General features: G+C 67.7%; 19 protein-coding genes, 1 tRNA gene and 1 riboswitch. Of the genes, 4 read left to right on the top strand and 16 right to left on the bottom strand.

Annotation, left to right across the window (positions count from 1 at the left end):
• Positions 1 to 68: 68 nt before the first annotated feature.
• A complete protein-coding gene (locus tag BoBH3_RS03975; protein ID WP_262329439.1) occupies positions 69 to 1655 on the top strand; it encodes an ABC transporter substrate-binding protein in 1587 nt (528 codons plus the stop codon).
• A 58-nt stretch (positions 1656 to 1713) separates the two neighbouring features.
• Here the strand turns inward: BoBH3_RS03975 and BoBH3_RS03970 are convergent, their stop codons facing one another.
• Positions 1714 to 3318 carry a gamma-glutamyltransferase gene (locus BoBH3_RS03970; protein ID WP_262329438.1) on the bottom strand — a complete coding sequence of 535 codons (1605 nt, stop codon included), beginning with the start codon at positions 3316 to 3318 and terminating at the stop codon, positions 1714 to 1716.
• 112 nt (positions 3319 to 3430) lie between these two features.
• A complete protein-coding gene (locus BoBH3_RS03965) occupies positions 3431 to 3721 on the bottom strand; it encodes a YggT family protein (RefSeq protein WP_262329437.1) in 291 nt (96 codons plus the stop codon).
• Positions 3722 to 3839: 118 nt separating this feature from the next.
• Here BoBH3_RS03965 and BoBH3_RS03960 point away from each other — a divergent pair.
• Positions 3840 to 3915 (top strand) — tRNA-Ala (locus BoBH3_RS03960).
• Between the two features lie 196 nt (positions 3916 to 4111).
• Here the strand turns inward: BoBH3_RS03960 and BoBH3_RS03955 are convergent.
• The 8 genes from BoBH3_RS03955 to BoBH3_RS03920 form a co-directional block, all read right to left on the bottom strand.
• Positions 4112 to 4543, bottom strand: a complete 432-nt coding sequence (locus BoBH3_RS03955) for a hypothetical protein (RefSeq protein ID WP_262329436.1) — start codon at positions 4541 to 4543, stop codon at positions 4112 to 4114.
• Between the two features lie 64 nt (positions 4544 to 4607).
• On the bottom strand, positions 4608 to 5048 hold the full coding sequence (locus BoBH3_RS03950; protein ID WP_262329435.1) for an MgtC/SapB family protein: 441 nt from the start codon (positions 5046 to 5048) through the stop codon (positions 4608 to 4610).
• 108 nt (positions 5049 to 5156) lie between these two features.
• Positions 5157 to 5924, bottom strand: coding sequence for a 3-oxoacyl-ACP reductase (locus BoBH3_RS03945; RefSeq protein WP_262329434.1), 768 nt, complete (start codon positions 5922 to 5924; stop codon positions 5157 to 5159).
• Entirely contained in the window at positions 5921 to 6922 is a 1002-nt protein-coding gene (locus tag BoBH3_RS03940) for an ABC transporter substrate-binding protein (RefSeq protein ID WP_262329433.1), read from the bottom strand. The genes BoBH3_RS03945 and BoBH3_RS03940 overlap by 4 nt, the downstream gene beginning before the upstream one ends.
• 5 nt (positions 6923 to 6927) lie before the next feature.
• The gene (locus BoBH3_RS03935; protein ID WP_262329432.1) at positions 6928 to 7677 is read right to left on the bottom strand and encodes an ABC transporter permease; all 750 of its coding nucleotides are present in this window, start codon (positions 7675 to 7677) and stop codon (positions 6928 to 6930) included.
• Entirely contained in the window at positions 7674 to 8465 is a 792-nt protein-coding gene (locus BoBH3_RS03930) for an ABC transporter ATP-binding protein (protein ID WP_262329431.1), read from the bottom strand. The genes BoBH3_RS03935 and BoBH3_RS03930 overlap by 4 nt, the downstream gene beginning before the upstream one ends.
• Complete coding sequence (locus tag BoBH3_RS03925; protein ID WP_262329430.1) at positions 8455 to 9903, bottom strand: acyl-CoA reductase; 1449 nt, start codon at positions 9901 to 9903, stop codon at positions 8455 to 8457. The genes BoBH3_RS03930 and BoBH3_RS03925 overlap by 11 nt, the downstream gene beginning before the upstream one ends.
• 21 nt (positions 9904 to 9924) lie before the next feature.
• Positions 9925 to 11004 (bottom strand): LuxE/PaaK family acyltransferase, encoded by a 1080-nt coding sequence (locus tag BoBH3_RS03920; RefSeq protein WP_262329429.1) that lies wholly within the window; start codon positions 11002 to 11004, stop codon positions 9925 to 9927.
• Positions 11005 to 11096: 92 nt separating this feature from the next.
• Positions 11097 to 11222, bottom strand: a riboswitch (TPP riboswitch).
• A 125-nt stretch (positions 11223 to 11347) separates the two neighbouring features.
• Between BoBH3_RS03920 and ggt the strand changes: the two genes are divergently transcribed.
• Positions 11348 to 13024 (top strand): gamma-glutamyltransferase, encoded by a 1677-nt coding sequence (gene ggt / locus BoBH3_RS03915; protein ID WP_262329428.1) that lies wholly within the window; start codon positions 11348 to 11350, stop codon positions 13022 to 13024.
• Between the two features lie 21 nt (positions 13025 to 13045).
• Here ggt and BoBH3_RS03910 read toward each other — a convergent pair whose 3' ends face one another.
• From BoBH3_RS03910 to pobA, 6 genes are all read right to left on the bottom strand, one after another.
• Complete coding sequence (locus BoBH3_RS03910) at positions 13046 to 13762, bottom strand: ABC transporter ATP-binding protein (RefSeq protein ID WP_262329427.1); 717 nt, start codon at positions 13760 to 13762, stop codon at positions 13046 to 13048.
• Positions 13743 to 14507, bottom strand: a complete 765-nt coding sequence (locus tag BoBH3_RS03905) for an ABC transporter ATP-binding protein (RefSeq protein ID WP_262329426.1) — start codon at positions 14505 to 14507, stop codon at positions 13743 to 13745. Before BoBH3_RS03905 ends, BoBH3_RS03910 begins: the two co-directional genes overlap by 20 nt.
• Positions 14504 to 15511 (bottom strand): branched-chain amino acid ABC transporter permease, encoded by a 1008-nt coding sequence (locus BoBH3_RS03900; protein WP_262329425.1) that lies wholly within the window; start codon positions 15509 to 15511, stop codon positions 14504 to 14506. The genes BoBH3_RS03905 and BoBH3_RS03900 overlap by 4 nt, the downstream gene beginning before the upstream one ends.
• Position 15512: 1 nt before the next feature.
• Positions 15513 to 16376: a branched-chain amino acid ABC transporter permease gene (locus tag BoBH3_RS03895; RefSeq protein ID WP_262329424.1), complete on the bottom strand. Its 864-nt coding sequence runs from the start codon at positions 16374 to 16376 to the stop codon at positions 15513 to 15515.
• Positions 16377 to 16454: 78 nt separating this feature from the next.
• Positions 16455 to 17651 carry an ABC transporter substrate-binding protein gene (locus tag BoBH3_RS03890; protein WP_262329423.1) on the bottom strand — a complete coding sequence of 399 codons (1197 nt, stop codon included), beginning with the start codon at positions 17649 to 17651 and terminating at the stop codon, positions 16455 to 16457.
• Positions 17652 to 17833: 182 nt separating this feature from the next.
• Positions 17834 to 19006: a 4-hydroxybenzoate 3-monooxygenase gene (gene pobA / locus BoBH3_RS03885; RefSeq protein WP_262329422.1), complete on the bottom strand. Its 1173-nt coding sequence runs from the start codon at positions 19004 to 19006 to the stop codon at positions 17834 to 17836.
• 130 nt (positions 19007 to 19136) lie between these two features.
• On the opposite strand from pobA, the gene BoBH3_RS03880 reads away from it, so the two are divergent.
• Entirely contained in the window at positions 19137 to 20009 is an 873-nt protein-coding gene (locus BoBH3_RS03880) for a helix-turn-helix domain-containing protein (protein WP_262329421.1), read from the top strand.
• Positions 20010 to 20012 lie beyond the last annotated feature (3 nt).

Below are 20012 nucleotides of genomic sequence, written 5' to 3'. Positions count from 1 at the left end.
TCCTGCCGGATGCGCTCGACGCTGCCGGATTCACATCCAGCAATGACTAGACTGAGGGGAAAGACTTGATGAAACGCCGTACATTCCTGAAAGGCACGGTCGCAGCCGCCGCACTCGGCCGCTTCGCAACCGGCAGCGCACTCGCGCAGAGCGCCAGCCCGGATCTGCTGAAATTCGTGCCTCAGGCCAACCTGACCTCGCTCGATCCGATCTGGACGACGGCGACCGTGACCAACAATCACGGCTACTTCGTCTTCGACACGCTGTACGGGCAGGATCTCGATTCCAAGCCGCAGCCGCAGATGGCGGAAGGCCATGAGGTCTCGGCCGACAACAAGACCTGGCGCATCAAGCTGCGCGACGGGCTGCAGTTCCATGACGGCTCGCCCGTTCTGGCCAAGGACTGCGTGCAGAGCATCAAGCGCTGGACGCAGCGGGACCCCTACGGCCAGCTGCTCGGCGGGGTGGTCGAGAGCTATGGCGCGCCGGACGACCGCACCATCGAGATCAAGCTGAAGCGGCCCTTCCCGCTGATGCTCGACTGCCTCTCCAAGGCCGACCAGCCGCCCTTCATCATGCCCGAGCGGCTGGCGCTGACCGACGCGACCAAGCAGGTCACCGAGATGATCGGGTCCGGCCCCTACAAGTTCATCGCCTCGGGCTATGTCTCGGGCAGCAAGGTCACCTACGAGAAATTCGACGGCTACAAGCCCCGCAGCGAGCCGCCGAGCCGCAATGCGGGCGGCAAGGTCGCGCATTTCAAGACGATCGAATGGCAGGTCATGCCCGACCCGTCGACCGCGGCCAGCGCGCTGATCAAGGGCGAGGTCGACTGGTGGGAGCGCCCGCTGTCGGACCTGCAGCCGATGCTCGCGGCGAACGCGGACATCACGCGCGAGGTCATCGACAAGGCCGGGCGTGGCTCGATCATGCGCCTCAACCATCTGCAGCCGCCCTTCAACAATCCGAAGGTCAGGGCCGCCGTCCGCATGGCGGTCAACCAGGAAGACTACATGCGGGCGACCCAGGGCGACGATACGTCGACCTGGAAGGTCTGCCGCAGCCTGTGGTGGCACGGCACGCCCTATTACGACGGCGAGCAGACCGACCTGATGCCGGCGAGCCTCGACAAGGCCAAGGCCGCGCTGAAGGAGTCCGGCTACAATGGCGAGAAGGTGGTCATCATCAACCCGACCGACTTCCCCGACATCGGCCCGCTGGGCGACGTGACCTACGAGCTCCTCAAGCAGATGGGCATGAACGTCGAATTCGCGGCGAGCGACTGGGGCACGGTGATCCAGCGCCGCAACAGCCGCGAGCCGGTGGAGAAGGGCGGGTGGAGCATCTTCCATACGACCGGCCCGACGCCCGGCTGGGGCAGCCCTGCGTTGTCGAGCCTGGTGCGTGGCCAGGGCGAGAAGGGCTGGTTCGGCTGGTGGAACAGCCCGAAGGCCGAGGAGCTGGCGCAGGAATGGCTGTTCGCGGAAGATCCCGCCGCTCAGCGCAAGGCCGCGGTGACGCTCGGCCGGCTGGCGCTGGAAGAGGTGGCGACGATCCCGCTCGGCCAGTTCGTCATCCGCACGGCCTACCGCAAGAACCTCACCGGCATGCTGTCGGGTTCCGCGCCCTATCCGTGGGGCCTGAAGCGGGTCTGACGCGACGAGATCCGGGGCGGGCCTTGCCCGCCCCGGATTGTTTTCAGTGCTTGTTGCGTTAGTGCTTGGCCGCCACGGCCGCCGACCAGGGGGAGGCGGCGTCGCTCGAAGCTTCGGCGCCGTCGCGGTCGACGCGGATGAAGTTCGGGCAGGCGAAGTTGATCGGCAGCACGGCATGCTCGACCGGCGTGGTCGGGCCGGCCTTCTCCAGCGCCGCGAGCGTCTCGGCCGGGAGATTGGCGTCGGCGCTGGTGGAATCCGGGCCGGAGACGTCGATGCGCGGCTGATGCGCCGTTTCCTCCGTGCTCATGCCGAAATCGAGCTGCCAGGCCAGCGTCTGGTAGACGCTCGCGAGAATGCGCCGCCCGCCGGAGGATCCGGCCGCGAGGCGCGGCCAGCCGCCATCCTTCGGCGTCACCACGACAGGGCACATGTTGCAGAGCGGCCGGGCGCCGGGAGCGATGGCGTTGGCGCTGCCCGGGCGCGGATCGAACCACATCATGCCGTTGTTCATCAGTACGCCGGTCGAGGGCAGAACGACGCGGCTGCCCATCGAGGAAAGCAGGGTGGTGGTGACGGAGATCAGCGTGCCCTCGCCGTCGACGACGGTGAGATGGGTCGTGCAGGTCTCGGCCGGCTCCTTGGCGCCCTCGCGGGCCGTGGCCGCGCCGAGGCCGTCAAGGCGCTCGCGGTAGGCGTCGCGCATCACGCGCGAGAGCTGCGCGAACCAGGCGGCGGAGGGGCCGTCGCCCTCGATCGGCGCGTCGTCCATGCCGGCGACGACACGCTCCAGCGTCGGCGCGGCGGTCAGCCCGCCTGCCGTGTGGATCAGATGGGTGCCGCGCCAGTCGATGGTGGGCGAAGCGCGCAGCACGGCCTTGCAGCCGGCCAGGTCCTCCGCATCCACCACGCCGCCGGCTGCGGCGATGTCCTTGACCAACCCGTGGGCGATGTCGCCGCGATAGAAATCGTCGAGCCCGGCTTTCGCCAGCCGCTCCAGCGTCTCGGACAATTGGCCGAGGCGCATGAAGCCCGGCGAGCCCTGATAGGGCGGCACGGGAGGCAGGCCGTTCGGCAGATAGATGCGCGCGCTCTCCTCGTAGAGCCGCAGCACCGAGGCTGAAGAGGCGATCTTCAGCGTGGTGTACCAGTCGGCCGGCAGGCCGCGCTTCGCCAGTGCGATGGCGGGGGCGAGAATGTCGGAGAGCGGAAGCGCCGTGCCGAAGGCTTCCTTGATCTTGGCGTAGCCGGCGACGGAGGAGGGCGTGACGAAGGAGAGCGGGCCGTGGATGTTGACGTCGCCGACCACCTCCGGCCAGGTGAAGAGATCCTTCTTCATCTCTCCGGTGAGGGGATAATCGGCCGGGTCGGCGCGGTGCGGCGCGACGGGGCCGAAATCGACGACTTTCGCCTGGCTCTCGCCCGCCTTCAGCACCACTGCGAAGCCGATGCCGCCGAGCCCGCTGTTCCAGGGCTCGACCGTGGCGAGCGCGAAGCAGGCGGCGACGGCAGCGTCCGCAGCGTTGCCGCCTTGTTCGAGGATCGCGGCGCCCGCTTCGGCGGCTTCGCGGCTCTGCGACACGACGATGCCGCGCTTGCCCCGCGCGGCGGGCTTGCTCAGCACCCAGTTCTGGCTGCGATAGGGGCGGACGGTTTCGGCCATGCGGCGACCTCAGGCGGTTGGATCGAGGCCGTCATGTTGCATATCGCCCGCGCCGGCGTCGAATGCGTCGTGCGAGCGCGCGAAGCGCGCCCGATGCAAGGCGCGAGCGTCGTCAGAAGACGTTGGGGTAGATGTAGCGGACGATCACGCTCTGGATGAAGTAGATGATCAGCAGCAGGATGATCGGCGAGATGTCGATGCCGCCGAGACTGGGCAGGCGTTCGCGGATGGGACGTAGCACCGGCTCGGTGACGCGGTAGAGCAGGTCCCAGACGGTCGCGACGAACTGGTTGCGCGTGTTGATGACGTTGAAGGCGATCAGCCAGCTGAACACGGCGGAGGCGATCAGGATCCATACATACATCTGCAGGGCGAGCAGAATCACGTCGAGAACGGCACGCATAGAACTTCCTTTTGCCCCTGTCCGGAAGGAGGACGCGGAATATCCCAGCACTCGCCAAAAACAGATGGCGGAAGTGATTGACATCCACGCGACGCACAGCCTAGAAGGCCAGCGCCCTGGGGCTGTAGCTCAGATGGGAGAGCGCTGCAATCGCACTGCAGAGGTCAGGGGTTCGAATCCCCTCAGCTCCACCAGGGTTTTCCGATAGATTGTTGATATTGTTGCGGATAGCGGGCCGGGCGGCGCGTTGCCGCAACGGCGCGCGCAAGCCGGCCGGGACGGTGGGACTCAGCTTCGTGGAACGAGGCGACCGACGATTCCCGGGCAGAATGCCGTTCCCGGCTTCGCTCCCTTCGTCCTTCTCGGTTGGCCTGCCCTCATCCTGGCGGCCTACTCGAAGCTTTCGACCTCGTCGGCTTCATCGTCGTGGAGCATCTTCATCAGCAGCACGTAGCGATTGAGCGATGCGGAGCTGATATCGCGCAGGCATCTTTCCTTCAGGCTGAGAGCTTCCGCTCGCACCACCGCGCGCAATTCCGGCGTGTGGATATGGAGCTCTTCACTCTGATCCAGCATGCGGTGAAGCGCCTTGTCCCAGGGGGGACAGGCCTTTGATTGGAACGTCTGGGATCGCGTGGCGTCTGCGGCCATCGCGGTGGCGCAGGACGTTATCAGTATGCAGACCGATACGGCGCTTGCGCGCGCGGCCTGGAAAGCTCGCCTGTTCATGCGTAAACCTGCGATCGTTGCTGCCCGGAGGACGAAATGCGTTCTGCCCGCAGATTGCTTCGCGGGGCAGCGCCGGACTGTGATGTGGGTCACGCTCCCTCGCCGAGGGATCGTCTCCTCGGTCAGCGCAGAGATCCCAACTCTTTCGGGGAGTAAGCTATCGCTCGGCGTCGCGCCCGGCCAGGCGTTCCGCCGAGTGATTGATGAGCAGCAGCACCAAGGCGAGAAGCGTCGCCGTAAGGACGATGGCGTGATCGCCCAGGCCGGCTGCGCAGCCGAGTGCGGCCGTCACCCAGATGGCGGCTGCCGTCGTCAGGCCCTGCGGGGTCGTGTCGCCCCGTCGCAGGACGATCATGCCCGCTCCGAGAAAGCCGATGCCGGTCAGAAGCCCCTGCACGACGCGGCTGGCGGCATCGGTCTCGTCCGGCGCGCTGAAGATGGTCGCCGCCGCGGCGGTGCCGAGACCGACGAGCCCGAAGGTCCTGATGCCGGCGGCCCGCTGCTTGTTCGTCCGCTCCCAGCCGACGACGATTCCTGCCGCCATGCCCGCGAAGAGACGCAGCAGCAGGTCCAGTTCCTTCCAGATCACGATGTCCACGATGCCCTCCCGAATTCAGCCAGAGAGCTGAACGCATGGAACGCTAAGGCGTTCGCTGCGCGTGGAAACATCAGGCGTGCGTCGTGAAACGATTGGTTGCTCCGGCGGTCAGGCCATCACCAGCCCGCCATCGACATGCAGAGTCTGGCCGGTGACGAAGCCGGCCCAGTCGCTGGCGAGGAAGAGCACGGGCCCCGCCACATCCGCCGGCGTCGCGAGGCGGCGCAGCGGCGTCTGCGCGATCAGCATCTCGCGCACCTCTTCCTTCGTCGCCGCGCTGGCGTCGGTCGGGTAGACCAGCCCCGGCGCGACGCAGTTCACGCGGATGCCGAGCGGGCCGAGTTCGGCTGCGAGATTGCGGCTGAAGCCGACCAGTGCGGCCTTCGCCGTGGTGTAGTCGTGATAGGGAATGCTCGGGCGCGTCACGAGATCGCTCGCGACATTGACGATGCTCGCGCCGCTGCGGCGCTGGAGCAGCGGCAGCATCGCCCGGCTGACGGTGTAGGCGGCTTTCACCGCGCCTTCGAACTGCTGGCTGTATGATTCCCAGGGTATCTCCCAGAAACGGGCGCGGTTGTCCGGGTCGAAGCGGTAGGGCGCGAAGGCGTTGTTGACGACGACGTCGAGCCGGCCGATCTCCTGCCCGATCTGCTCGGCCATCGCTGCGACGGCTTCCGCCGATGTGACGTCGGCCGCGATGGGCAGCGCTTCGCCGCCGAGCGCGCGGCACTCGGTGGCAACCGCCTCGGCAGCTTCGGCATTGGTGCGGTAGTTGACGACGACGAGCCCGCCCTCGGCCGCGAAGGCCTTGGCGATGGCGGCGCCGATGCCGCGGCTGGCGCCGGTGACGAGGATGGCGCGGTCACGGAACTTCACGGCGCGCCATCCTTCGGCGGGATGAGGTCGCTCTTCACGATCTGCTTCATGTCGATTGGCTTCGCGATCAGGCCGAGGCTGCGGAAGGTGTCGGCGCCCGTCTGCAGCGCGTCGAGGTCGAAGCGGCCGAGGCCTTCGCGATCGGTCGTGGCTGAGACGCTCGACGCGTTGCGAAGCTTGATGATGTCGAGATTGACCGCCTCGTCGCGGCCGTTGATGGCGCGGGTGACGGCGATGCGCGCCGCCTCCTCGGGCTTGGCGATCATCCAGGCCGCGGAATCGCGATAGGCGGCGAGGAAACGTTTCAGCAGCGGCTTCTTCGCCTCGTAGGTCGCCTGCGTCACGACGAAGAGGTCGCTCGGCAGGTTGAGCTGGTCGCGCACCTCGATGACGTTGACGTCGCCCAGTCCCTTGGCGCGGGCGACAAGCAGGCCGGTGTCTGTCGCCGCCGTGGCGTCGAGCTGGCCCTGCATCAGCGGGGCGAAGTTGAGCAGGCCCGCGACCTCGATCGAGACGTCCTTCTCGCCGAGACCGACCTGATGCAGCAGCACGAGCAGGTTCTGGTAGGTGCCGCTGGCGAGGCTATAGACGCCGATGCGCTTGCGCTTGAGGTCGGCGGCGGAGCGGATGCCGCTCGCCTTGGGCGCGACGACGTTGAAGACGTTCTGCGGATAGATGTTGTAGATCGCGACCAGCTTCTCGCCCTTGTCGAGCGCGAGATAGAGCGAGGCCGGGTCGGTGAAGGCAATGTCGGCCTGGCCTGCGAGCATGTTCTGGATCGCCGCCCCGCCGCCATTGCCGGGGACATAGTCGAGCGCGATGCCCCTGGCCTTGAAGAAGCCCTTGTCAGGCTCGGCCAGGAGGTTGGTGATCTCGCTGATCGGCTGGCTCCAGCCGGCGACGGTGAATTTGTCGAGCGGCTGCGCCCTCGCAGGAAGGGTTGCGAGCCAGGGCAGGGCGAGCAGGAGCGCAAGGCGCAGGCCGGATTGGAGCGACATGGGGTCTAGCCTTTCGAGAAACGGTGAAGGACGCGGCGCTCCAGCGCGCGCACGGCCTCGTAGAGCAGCATTCCGAGCGCGGTGATCACCACGAAGAGCGCGAAGATCAGGCTCGAATCCATCACGCTTTGGGCGGCGATGATCGAGGCGCCGAGCCCAATGCGCCCGCCGATGAATTCGCCGACCACGGCGCCGACGAGCGCGAGCACGACGGCGACGCGCAGGCCGGCCATGATGACGGGCAGCGCCGCCGGGAGCTTCAACCGCAGCAGGGTCTGGAGGCGGCTGGCACCCAGCATGCGGAACAGTTCGCGGCGGGCGGGGTCGATCTCGGTCAGGCCCGTCAGCGTGTTCTCCATCAGCGGGAAGAAGCAGATCAGCGCGGTGATGACGATCGTCGGCGTCATGCCGAAGCCGAACCAGATGATGAAGAGCGGACCGAGGGCGAGCTTCGGCACGAGCTGGCTCGCCAGTACATAGGGATGCAGCAGCCGGCCGAGCGCCGGCACCTCCGCCAGCAGGATGCCGACACCGAGCCCGACGGCAGTGCCGATGCCAAGGCCGAGCGCCATTTCGGCTGCGGTCGTCGCCAGATGCGGCCAGAGCCGGCCTGTCGCGATCTCGCTCCAGAGCGTCGCAAGTACGGCGGAGGGCGGGGGCAGAACGAGTGGCGAGAGACCGCCGACCCGGCACCAGGCTTCCCAGCCGGCTAACAAGGTAAGGAGCAGCAGCAGCGAAGGCAGGCGCTTGCTCATGCCGCAGGCCTCTCGCTGGCTGCGGCGGGCTCGCCGTCCATGGCATCGCGTAGCTCGCGGCAGGCGGCGGCGAAGGACGGCGCGTAGCGCATGTCGCGGTGGCGCGGGCGTAGCAGCTCGATCCGGCGCGCATGGGCGAGGCGTCCGGCCGACATCACCGCGACCTTGTCGGCGAGGTAGACGGCCTCCGCGATGTCATGGGTGACGAAGAGGGCGGTGGTGCCGTTGAGCGCGCAGAGGCGCAGCAGGTCGTCCTGCAGCTCCTCGCGCGTCAAGGCGTCGAGGGCCGCAAAGGGTTCGTCGAGCAGCAGCAGGTCGGGCTCGCCGATCAGGGCGCGTGCCACGGCGACGCGGCTCTGCTGGCCGCCGGAGAGTTCGCCCGGTCGGCGCGCCGCGAAATCAGTGAGGCCGACGCGGGCGAGCAAATCGAGCGCGGCCTCGCGGTCGGCGGCTGTCGGGCGGCGCTTCAGCGAGACCGGCAGCAGGACGTTGTCGAGGGCGCTCAGCCAGTCGAGCAGGGTCGGTGCCTGGAAGACGAAGCCGGCGCGCGGGCTCGGGCCCGACAGCGTTTCGCCGCCGATGCGGATCGTACCTTCGGTTGGCAGGAGGAGGCCGGCTGCGAGCTTGAGCAGGGTGGTCTTGCCGCAGCCGCTGCGGCCGATCAGGCAATGGATCTCGCCGCGCGGGATCTGCCAGTTCACGCCATCGACGATGGTGGGGCCGGCCGCGCCATAGCGATAGCGCGCCTGCGCTATGGTGACGAAACCGGATTCGGGTTCAGTCGACATAGGGCGCGAACCCTTCCGACGCGGCCTCGGTGCTTTGCTCGATTTCGGTAACGGTCACGAGGTCGAGCAGGCTGAAACGGCCGTCATGGTGCCAGCCGGCTTCCGGAGCGGTCATGCGGCCGAGCGGGGCGATGCGGGTGACGCCGATTTCGGCCAGCTCTTCGCCGAGCTGAAACAGGCGCTTGGGCGACGCTGCGATGCCGGCGGTCTGCAGGAAATTGCGATAGGGCGCGACGAGGGCGGGCACTTCGTCGAGGCTTTCGACCGCGACGAGCTTGAGCGTGCGGTTGAGGCCCGTCGGGCTCAGATCCTCTGGCGTCTCGACATGGACGACGCTCCAGGGATCGGATGGCTCGCCGATCAATTCGGCCGCGCCGCCCATGGCCCGCGTCGCCTGTGTGCTGCGCCAGCCGGCGATGGCGGCGGATTCGGCGGCTGCGAGTTCGCGGCGCGGGTGGCGGTGAGCGATGGCCGTCAATTCCTGCGCGACGTATCGTGCGAATTCGGCGGGTGAAACCCGGCCGCCGCGTTCGACGAAGAGCATCTGCGGCGAATAGCAGCCCTGCTGCTCGTAGCGGGCGACGTCATGGGCCGCGAGGCGGGCGAGCGCGGTCGCCTTACGGCTGTCGAGAGCCTCGTGTCCGACCATGCCGAAGCCGATCTTGTGGCCGTGGGGCAGGAAGCGCGTCGTGATCGGCAGCTTGGCGCGCAGCGCGGTCAGCGTCGTGTTGCTGCCATAGGCCATGACCGTGTCGGCAGCCTTCAGGAACGGGGCCTCGCCCGCCTCCTCTCCGCCCTTCCACCAGACGATGGCGAGGCATTGGCCGATCTCGGGGTCGATCTCGGCGATGAGGTTCGCGAACCAGCCGGCGGTCAGCGGTTCGGCCGAGGCGAGCTTGCCGATGCTGCCGGCCTTGACCAGCAATCCGCAGACCAGGCTCCAGAGCGAGAGCGCCGGCACGTTGCCGGCCCAGACATGCAGCAAAAGCTCCGGCCCGTGGGCACGTAGAAACCCGCCCTTGGCCGTGGGCTGGAAGCCGTCGAGCACGGCCGGGTTGGCAAAGTCCTCGGCGAGGAAGCGCAGGAGCTGCGGGCGACGGAAGGTCTTCAGATAGCTCGTCAGGCCGAGGCGCACCGTCTCGCGATCATAGCCGGTGACGATCGGCAGGAGATGCTCGGCCTTGCGACGCAAAGGGTGCTTGCGGTCGAGCAGGCGCGCGTTGGCGGCATCGATGGCGTCGACGATGCGCGCCGTCTCCATCCGCTTCAGGCGGGCGCGGGCATTGTTGCGCACGCTCTCGCAAAGCGCCGTCGCCTGCGCCTCGTCCAGCTCCGGCAGCGCGAGCGTGACGCTTTCGCCCCAGGCCGCATGGCTGGTGTGGCGCCAGCGCAGCGCCTGCGCGTCCAGACCCGGCAGATGGCCGGCATGCTCGATCATCTCATAAAGCCCTGCACCGCCTCAGCCTCGCGCCGCCGCGAGGAATTCGGCCACCGCGACGGAGCAGCCCTTCGACGCCTCGCCATCGACACGGCCGAAGAGCTTGAAGCCGCCCGGGACGATCTCGCCGGCGTCCTCGGTCAGGATCGCCGAGACGCTGTTGAAATGGGCGAGGTCGTGGTGGACGATCACGCCGCGCTGGCCTTCAGGCAAATCGATGCCGGTCAGCGGATCGACGACGCGGCTGCGGATCCAGTGCGGGCCGGATTTCACCGGATGCGAGACTGCGTTGCCGTCGTCGTAGAGCTGGGAGCTGAGCTCGGTCATGCCGTACATGTTGATGCAGGAGGCGCGGGGCACGCCGAAGGCGGCTTCGAGCCCGTCATAGAATTCGTCCGGCGTCAGCTCGCGCGACTGGCCCTTGAAGCCGCCGGTGTCGAGGATAAGGCTGCCCTCGGGCAGGGCGAAGCGCCGGCCGCTCGCCGCGAGCGCATCCAGAACCGGCACGAAGGAATAGCTCGCGCCGAGCAGGGCGTAGGGCTCGCCGCTCGCCTCCGCTTCGGCCAGTACGGCGAAGAGCTTGTCCAGTTCGAGGCCGTTGGCGCCGATGAAGACCTCGGAGTCCGGCGTGCCGCATTCGCGACGCGCCAGACCGAGGTAATGGGCGAGGGACGAGTTGGGCAGCGCCGTCTCGTCCGGGAAGAGGATGCCCATGTGGATGCGCTCGCGCCCGCGCATGAAGCGCTTGCGGAAATTGACCAGCATCGAGCGCTTCCAGACGTCGAGCGTCGGGTGGTAGCTGCGGCCCCGGACGCCTTGCGTGGTGCCGCTCGTCATGAAGACGTGCGTGGCCTGCTCCGGCGGCGTGCAGCTCAGCGTCAGATCCTTGAAGGCGGTGATCGGCACGGCCGGGATGTCGCGCCAGCGCTTCACCGTCAGCGGCGTGCGGCCGCGCTGCAGGGCGAACCGCTTATAGGGCTCGTTGTGCCGGAACTGCCAGGCGAAGACCTTGAGCGCCATCGCCTCGAACTCGGCTTCCATCGCATCGGGAAGCGCGATGAAAGCCAGCAGCGCCTCGACGATCTCGGCTTGCGTCACCACGGTCACTGCGTCACCCGGCCCATCTTGCCGCCGGCCAAGCCGGACGGACCCCACGAAAGGACCATGTGCGCAGATGGAATCGGGGCCTGAGGAGGCCGCCTGTCCCGCATCCCTACGCCGGCATGATCCGGATCAGGTTCGTAGGGTCACCGCGTTGCCGGGCAAGCGCTCGGCCGGCGGAATCTCAGCCTCTTAGCGAGGCCCCCCTGGGAACGGGGCTAGGTGAGGCCCGGCGCCCATGAAAGTCAAGCGGGCCAAGCAACGCGGCGGGAGCAGATCCGGCATTGCAGGCATGACGAAGACGGGGCTCGACGCGGGCTCGCAAAAGCGCTGATGTGCCGGCATGAACGTCTCTGTCCCTGCCCCACGCATCGCCTCCTTCCTCTGCGACAAGAAGCCCGCGACCGGCTCTCGCGGCATGGTCGTCACCAACCATCCGCTCGCCTCGGCGGCCGGTGCGCAGATGCTGCTGGCTGGCGGCAACGCCATCGATGCGGCGGTGGCCTCGCTCTTCGCGCTGACCGTGGTCGAGCCGATGATGGTCGGTGTCCTCGGCGGCGGCTTGAGCCATATCCGCCTCGCGGATGGGCACCATGTCGTGATCGACAATCTCTCGACCGCGCCGGGCAAGGCGACGGCGGAGATGTACGATTGTCTTTCCGACGAGATCGGCAAGCAGCGCGACGTGCGTGACCGCGAGAATGTCGTTGGCGCCAAGGCCGTGGCGGTGCCGGGCGCGCTGAAGGGCTGGTGCGAGGCGCTGGAACGCTTCGGCACGCTGCCGCTGGCGGATGTGCTGCAGCCGGCGATCGGGCTTGCGGCGCGTGGCTTCATCGTGACGCCCTATCTCTGCAACTGCATCACCGACAATGCTGGCGACCTTGCGCGCGATCCAGGCCTCGCGGCCATGCTGCTGCCCGGTGGCAAGCCGCTGCAGCCCGGCGCGCGGCTCGTCCAGCCGGACTATGCGGAGAGCCTGAAGCTGATCGCCGCCGAGGGGCCGCAGGCGCTCTATGGCGGGCGGCTCGGCAAGGCGCTGGCCGATTATATGGCGGCGAATGGCGGGCTGATCGGAGAGGCCGATCTCGCCGCCTATCGAACCGAGACGCGCGAGCCGATCCGCGGCAGCTATCGCGGCTATGAGATCGTCGGCCCACCGCCGCCTTCCTCGTCCGGCGTGCACATCACGCAGATGCTCAATATCCTCGAGGGTTACGATATCGGCGCGCTCGGCTTCGGCTCGCCCGATGCGGTGCATCTGCTGGCCGAGGCGCTGAAGATCGCCTTCGCTGACCGGGCCGTGGCGACGGCCGACCCCGCCTTCGTCAAGGTTCCGGTCGCGCGGCTGATCTCGAAGGACTATGCGGCCGAGCGGCGTGCGCTGATCGAGATGGAGCGGACCCAGAGCTGGACGGCCGGGCTTTCGGGCGGGGAATCCGCCGATACCACCCATGTCACCGTGGCCGATGCCGACGGCAATGTCGTCAGCGCGACGCAGACGATCAACGGGCTCTTCGGCGCCTGCGTCCAGATCCCCGGCACGGGGATGATCGCCAACAACTACATGTTCAATTTCGATCCGCATGCCGGCCGGGCGCTATCGATTGCACCGGGCAAGCGGGTCTTCACCTCGATGGCGCCGATGATGGCGCTGAAGGAAGGCAAACTCGCCTTCGCGCTCGGCCTGCCCGGAGCGCTGCGCATCTTCCCCTCGGCGCTGCAGGCGATCGTCAACCTGATCGACCACGGCATGAGCCTGCAGGAGGCGGTCGAGGCTCCGCGCGTCTGGACGGAGGGCGGCGTGCTGGAGCTGGAGGAGGCGATCCCCGAGCCGGTGGCCGAGGCGCTGGTCGCGCGGGGACACAGGGTGGTGCGCTCGCCGCGCATCGCCGGCGGCATGAACGCCATCGCCTTCAATGAGGACGGCACGCTGACTGGCGCCGCCTGCTGGCGCGCGGATGGCACGCCCGTCGCGATCTCGGGCGGGCTCGCCCGCGCCGGGGCGCGGTTCACCATCTAAAGAGCTCGAACTGGTGTCGGCTCAGTGAAGCCCACCGACGCCGACATAGCGTTCGAGCACGGCGGCCTCTGCCCGGAGCGCTTCCGGCTTGCCTGACCAGACGATGCGGCCGCGCTCGAGGATGATCACGTCCTCGGCGAAACCGAGTGCGCTTTCCAGGCGCTGCTCGACGAAGAGGATCGTCATCGCGCCGCTGCCGGCGAGCCGGGTGAAGGCCTCCATCAGCATGTCGCAGATGACAGGCGCGAGGCCCTCCAGCGGCTCGTCGAGCAGCAGCACCGAGGGCTGGCCGAGGATGGTGCGCGCGGTGGCTAGCATCTGCTGCTCGCCGCCGGAGAGCTGCGAGCCGAGATTGCGCCGCCGCTCGGCAAGGCGCGGGAACAGCTCATAAGCCTCGGCGATCGCCTGCCGTGGACGGCCCTTCAAGCCCGCGAAGAGGTTCTCCTCGACGGTCAGCCCCTTGAAGATCTCGCGGGTCTGCGGGACGAGGCCGAGCCCTGCGCGGGCGCGAGCCGCGGTGCCGAGCGCCGTGACGTCGCTGCCGTCCAGGCTCACGGACCCGGCATAGCGGCGGGTCAGCCCCATCAGGCTCGCCATCAGCGTGGTCTTGCCCATGCCGTTGCGGCCGAGGATGGAGAGCCGCCCGCCGGCCGGAACAGCGAAGGAGACATCCTCCAGCACATGGGTCTGGCCATAGCCGGCGCTCAGGCCGGCGACCTCAAGCCTGGCTGCCGGCATGCGCATAGCTCCCGAGATAGGCTTCGCGGACGAGAGGATCACGGGCGACATCGGCGGGCGGGCCCTCGAATATGAGTTCGCCGGCCGCCAGTACGACCACCCGCTTCGCGAAGCGGAAGACGAGGTCCATGTCGTGCTCGATCATCAGCACGGCGAGCGAGGCCGGCAGGCGGGCCAGCGCCTCCTCGATGCGCGGCGTGTCGGCGGAGGGCACGCCGGCCGCGGGCTCGTCGAGCAGCAGCACCTTCGGCCGCTGGGCAAGCGCGATGGCGATCTCCAGCAGGCGCTGCTGGCCATAGGCGATCGTCGCGACCTTCCGGCGGGCGACCTCGGTGAGGCCGAGTGTGGCGAGGATTTCGGCGGCTTCGTCGGACGCGGCGGAATCGCCATGGAAGCGGGCGAGGATGCGCGTCGCCTTTCCGTGCCGCTGCAGCACGGTCATGATCACATGCTCCTCCGGCGTCATATCCGGGAAGAGGCGCGTGACCTGAAAGGTGCGGACGAGCCCGCGCCGGACCCGCTGCACGGCGCCGAGCGCGGTGACGTCCTCGCCGGCGAGGCGAACCTGGCCGGCATCCGGCCGGAGGCGGCCGGTGACGAGGTTGACGAAGGTGGTCTTGCCGGCGCCGTTTGGGCCGATCAGTGCCAGCCGCTCGCCCTCGGCCATGGAAAGCGAGATGTCGCGGCTGACCTTGAGGCCGCCGAATTCCTTCGAGAGGCGGGAGACTTCGAAGAGGGTTGTCATCGGCCGGCCCTCCCGCCCCGACGCGTCAGCAGCGCGGCAATCTGGTCGAGCGTGCCGGAGAGCCCGCGCGGGGCGAAGAGCACGATGGCGATCAGCACCGCGCCGACCAGCGTCATCCAGTGGAAGGGGTTGATCGCGGCGACGGTATGCTCGAGCGCCATGAAGATCACGGTGCCGATCAGGGCGCCGTAGAGATGGCCGATGCCGCCCAGCACCAGCATGACGAGGGCGTTCGCAGAAAGCTCAAAGCTCACGCTGTCGAGCCCGACGACCTGAGTCGCGATGGCGGCGAGTGCCCCGCCCGTGCCGGCGACGGCGCCCGAGATGACGAACATCTTGAGCAGGACCGGGAAGGCGTAGATTCCGAGAGCGCTGATGCGCAGCGGATCCTCCTTGAGGCCGCGGCAGACCATGCCGAAGGGCGAGCGCACGATGAGGCTCAGCACCGCGAAGACGACGAGCAGCAGGCAAAGCCCGAAGAGATAGGCGCTGCGGCCCCAGAGATCGAACTCGAAGACGCCGAAGAGCGGCGCAGGGGCCATGCCGGACAATCCGTCGCTGCCGCCGGTGAGCCAGGAGGCCTTGTTGGCGGCCTCGTGCAGCAGCTGGACGAGGGCAATGGAGAGCACGAGCTGCGGCAGGCCATGGGCGCGCAGCATCACCGCGCCGGTGAAGAGCCCGGTCACGGCGCCCGCCACGGCGCCGATCAGGATCAGCAGGATGGGGTCGGTGATGCCGTTGATGCAGGCGATGCCGGCAGCATACGCACCGGCGCCATAGAGTGCGGCCTGGCCGAGCGAGGCGATGCCGCAATAGCCGACGACGAGATCGAGCGAGAGCACGAGCAGCGCGACCGAGATCACACGGGTCAGGAAGGCGAGGTTGTCCGGGAAGAGCCAATAGCCGCTCAAACCCGCGAGCGCGATCAGGGCCAGCCCGATCAGGTCTCGGCCGAGAGGGCGCAGCCGGGGCGCAGCCGCACTCTGGAGCGTTGCGTTCGCCATGTCAGTGCGCTCGCCCCATGAGGCCGCGGGGGAAGGCGCAGACCACGAGGATCACCGCGAGATAGAAGAAGAAATTACCGAAGTCCGGCACGAGATAGCGGCCGGTCACGTCGATGGCACCGAGCAGCAGGCAGGCCGCGAGCGCGCCGGGAATCGAGCCTGCCCCGCCGACCGAGACGACCACGAGGAAGGTCACCATGTAACGCAGCGCGTAATAGGGCTCGATCGGCAGGAACTCCGCTCCCACGACGCCGCCGAAGGCCGAGAGCGCAATCGCGAGCGCGAAGCTCAGGGCGTAGATGATTTCCGTGCGGATGCCGAGCGTGCGGGCCATGCCGGCGTTTTCGACCGCTGCGCGCAGATGGATGCCGAAGCCGGTGCGCTCGATCAGGAACCAGAGGCCGCCCGCCACGACGAGGCCGCTCGCGATGACGAAGAGGCGGTGGCCGGCGATGCTGCGGAAGCCGAGATCGACGGGCTGCGCCAGTTCCGCCGGCAAGGGAATCGTCTTCAGCGTCGGCCCGAAGATGTAGTTGGTGATGCCGATGATGCAGAAGGTGATGCCGATCGTCATCAGCACCTGCGAGAGCTCGCTGCGGTCATAGATTCTGCGATAGAGCAGGCGCTCCAGCGGAATGGCGATCAGCACCGTGCCGATCACGGCGAGCGCGATGCCGAAGCCGTAGCCGAGGCCGAGATCGCGCCCTGCCCAGGAGGCGATGTAGCCGCCGATCATGGCGAAGGCGCCATGGGCGAGATTCACCACCCGCATCAGCCCCATGGTCAGCGACAGGCCGATGCAGATGATGAACAGCGCCATGCCATAGGCGAAGGCATCCATGGCGATGCTCAGCGCGGTCTGCATTTGAGGCGGGCCTCGTCGAACGTGGATATAAGAGCGAGGGTGCACTCTGCACCCTCGCCGGGATTCGGATCGGCCGGCTTACTTTGCGAGGCCCGGATCGCCCTGCTCGGGGAAGCTCGCGATCTCCTTGTTGATCCAGCGGCCCTGCGCGTCCTTGGCGACCTCGCGCAGATAGATGGTCTGCGTGATGTGGCGGGTCTCGGGATCGATCTTGACCGGGCCGCGCGGGCTTTCCCAGCCGAGGCCCTTGACGGCCTCGACGGCCTTCTCGGCGTCCTGCTTGCCGGCGGTGGCCGCGATCATCTTGGAGATCACGAACATGCCGTCATAGGCGCCGACGGCAGGAAAGGAGAGCAGGTCCGGCGCGCCGATCGCCTTTTCGGCGGCGGCGACGAAGCGCTTGTTGACCTCGGAATCATGCGAGACCGCATAGTGGAACGAGGTGATCAGGCCATCGGCCGCCTCGCCCAGTGCCGGCAGGTCCGATTCCTGGGTCAGGTCGCCCGGCGCGAAGAGCTTGACGCCTGCTTTCTTCAGGCCGGTATCGCTGAAGGCCTTGACGAAGCCGAGCGTCGGCGGGCCCGAGGGCAGGAAGGCGAAGGCGCCCTCGGCTCCGGAATCGCGGATGCGTTGCATGATCGGGCTAAACTCGGTGGTGTTGAGCGGAATGCGGATCGATTCCACGACCTCGCCGCCCGCCGCCGTGATCGCCTTCTTGAAGGCGCCCTCGGCATCGACGCCCGGGCCGTAATCGCTCACGATCGAGACGAACTTCTTGGCGCCGCGTTCGACCGCGGCCTTTCCGAGCGGTGTCGTGGTCTGCGGCAAGGTGAAGGAGGTGCGCACCACCAGCGGCGAGGAGTTCATGATCGCCGAGGTTGCGGCGTTGAAGATCACCAGCGGCACGTTGCCCTGCTTGAGCAGAGGGGTGATCGCCATCGCATCGGGCGTGAAATAGACGCCGCCGAGATACTGGACCTTGTCCTTCACGATCAGTTCCTGCGCCAACGCACGGGCCTGCTGCGGATTGGCGGTCGGCAGGTCGCGATAGACCAACTCGATGTCGTGGCCGGCGACCGTCTTGCCGTTCTGCGCCAGCCAGGCCTCGGCGCCGGCCTGGAAGTTCTTGCCCTGCAGGGCGAAGGGGCCCGAGAACGGCCCGATGATGCCGACCTTGATGGTGTCGGCGAAAGCCGCCCCGCTCAAGGTTGCGAGCGTGCCGGCGAGAGCGAGAGCACCGCTCCTGAGCAGCCGGCCGAAGGATGTTCCGTTCATTGTCTTGACCTCCCTATTCCTGGTCCGTCGCGGCGCGAGGCCGCTTCTTGCCGTTTCATCGGGCCCGTTCGCTTCGGCAAGCGCCGGACTCTTGCTGTTCACCAACGCGTTTTCGTGTCGGCAGGCAATCGGTTTTGGTTCCGTATGAGTTTTCCGGAATCCGCCCCCGCTTCAGGCTGCTGTCAGTAAGGCAGCCCGACATAGTTCTCGGCGAGCGCGGTGCAGGCCGCGCGCGATTGCTTCAGATAGTCGAACTCCGCCTGCTGGATCCGGCCGTCGAAACCGTCCCGCTCGGGAAAATGGTGGAGCAGGTTCGTCATCCACCAGGAGAAGCGCTCCGCCTTCCAGACCCGCGCCAGCGCCCGGGCCGAATAGCCATCGAGCCCTGCATCGGAGCCTTCGTTATAGTGCTGGTGCAGGGCGTCGAAGAGGTAGCGGATGTCGCTGGCTGCGAGGTTGAGCCCCTTCGCGCCGGTCGGCGGCACGATATGGGCGGCATCGCCGGCGAGGAAGAGCCGGCCAAAGCGCATCGGCTCGGCGACGAAGCTGCGCAAGGGCGCGATGCTCTTCTCAATCGAGGGGCCGGGGGTCACTGCAGCGGCCGTTTCTGACGGCAGGCGCGCGCGAAGTTCGTCGAAGAAGGCCTCGTCCGACCAATCCTCGACGCGTTCGTCCTGGGGCACCTGGATATAGTAGCGGCTGCGCTCCGCCGAACGCATCGAGCAGAGAGCGAAGCCGCGCTCATGGCCGGCATAGACCAGTTCGTGCGAAGCGGGCGGGCGATCGACCAGAACGCCCAGCCAGCCGAAGGGATAGACGCGCTCGAAGCTGTGCAGGGCGGCTGCCGGAACGGAAGCGCGCGAGACGCCGTGATAGCCGTCGCAGCCGGCGATGAAATCGCAGGCCAGTTCGTAGAGCTGCCCGTCCTTGCGGAAGGTCACGCGCGGCGAGGCGCTGTCGATGTCGTGCAGCGCGACATCCTGGGCTTCGTAGATCGTCGGGCGGCCGAGCGCCTGGCGGGCCTCGACCAGATCGCGCGTCACCTCAGTCTGGCCGTAGACGGTGACGGTCCTGCCTCCGGTCAGTTCCTCGAGGTCGATGCGGTGGAGGACACCGTGGAAAGCCAGCGAGAAGCCGTCATGGACGAGGCCTTCGCGACCGAGCCGCTCCGAAACGCCGGCCTCTTGCAGGAGATCGACCATGCCCTGCTCGAGCACGCCGGCGCGGATGCGCGAGAGCACGTAGTCGCGGTCTCGCCGCTCCAGGATGACGTTGTCGATGCCGGCGCGCGACAGAAGCTGCCCGAGCAGCAGGCCGGCCGGACCGGCGCCGATGATGGCGACCTGAGTTCGCACTTGTTTTTCTGCCTCCCGCGAATCCTCGACTTGCATCGTTCGATCCGCAGCGTGACTCTAAGCCTTTCAGTGGGATTGACGGAATGGAATCTTCGCTCCGACTCTTGGACATATCGATCATGAGGGAAGCATGCCCCGGAGCGTTCCTGCCTATTGGCTGTATGGCGAGCGCCTGAGCGAGCGCTTTCCCGATGCGCTGCATATCGAGCCGATCGTGGCCCGCAGCTCCCTGCATGGCTGGACGATCCAGCCGCATCTGCATCACGATCTGTTCCAGTTCTTTCTGGTGACGAGGGGTGGCGGGCGGACGCGCGTGGACGGACGCGACCATGTTCTCAGGCCGGGTTCCCTGCTGCTGCTGCCGCCCGCGACAATCCACGAATTCGCGTTCCTCGAAGGCACGGACGGCTTCGTCGCGAGCGCGGCAGCCACTTCCCTGAAGCGTCTTTTCGACAGCGAGCCCGAGACGCGCTCGCTGCTGGGCGTGCCGGCCGTGCTGCACATGATGCCGGGCAGTGACGATCTCGCCGCGCTGGAGGCGACGATGCATCTGGCGATGCGCGAATTCTCGGCGAACCTGCCGGGGCGGGAATTTCCGCTCGGTGCCTATGCCGACCTCATCACGTCATGGTTTGCGCGGGCGATGCGCGGGGTTCGGGCGGGCAGCGAACCGCTGCGGGATGCGCGCGCCGGGCTGGTGCGACGTTTCATCGAGCGGGTCGAGGCGCGCTTCCAGAGCCATGAGGCGCTCTCGGAGCATGCGCGGGCGCTCGGGGTCTCCGTGCCGCATCTGTCGCGCAGTTGCCGGGAGCTGCTCGGCCGCTCGGCCGCGCATGTCATCCAGGATCGACTGATGATCGAGGCGCGGCGAGACCTGGTCTATACGGCGATGTCGATCTCGCAGATCTCGTTCCGGCTGGGCTTCACGGATCCGGCCTATTTCTCGCGCTTCTTCGCGAAGCGGGCCGGCGTCTCGCCCTCGGACTACCGGGCGAAGGCGTGAGAT

It is taken from the genome of Allobosea sp. BH3 (assembly GCF_025499465.1).
Taxonomy (GTDB): Bacteria; Pseudomonadota; Alphaproteobacteria; order Rhizobiales; family Beijerinckiaceae; genus Allobosea.
Note: the sequence above shows the minus strand (reverse complement) of the source record. Positions and strands in the feature narration are given on the sequence as shown.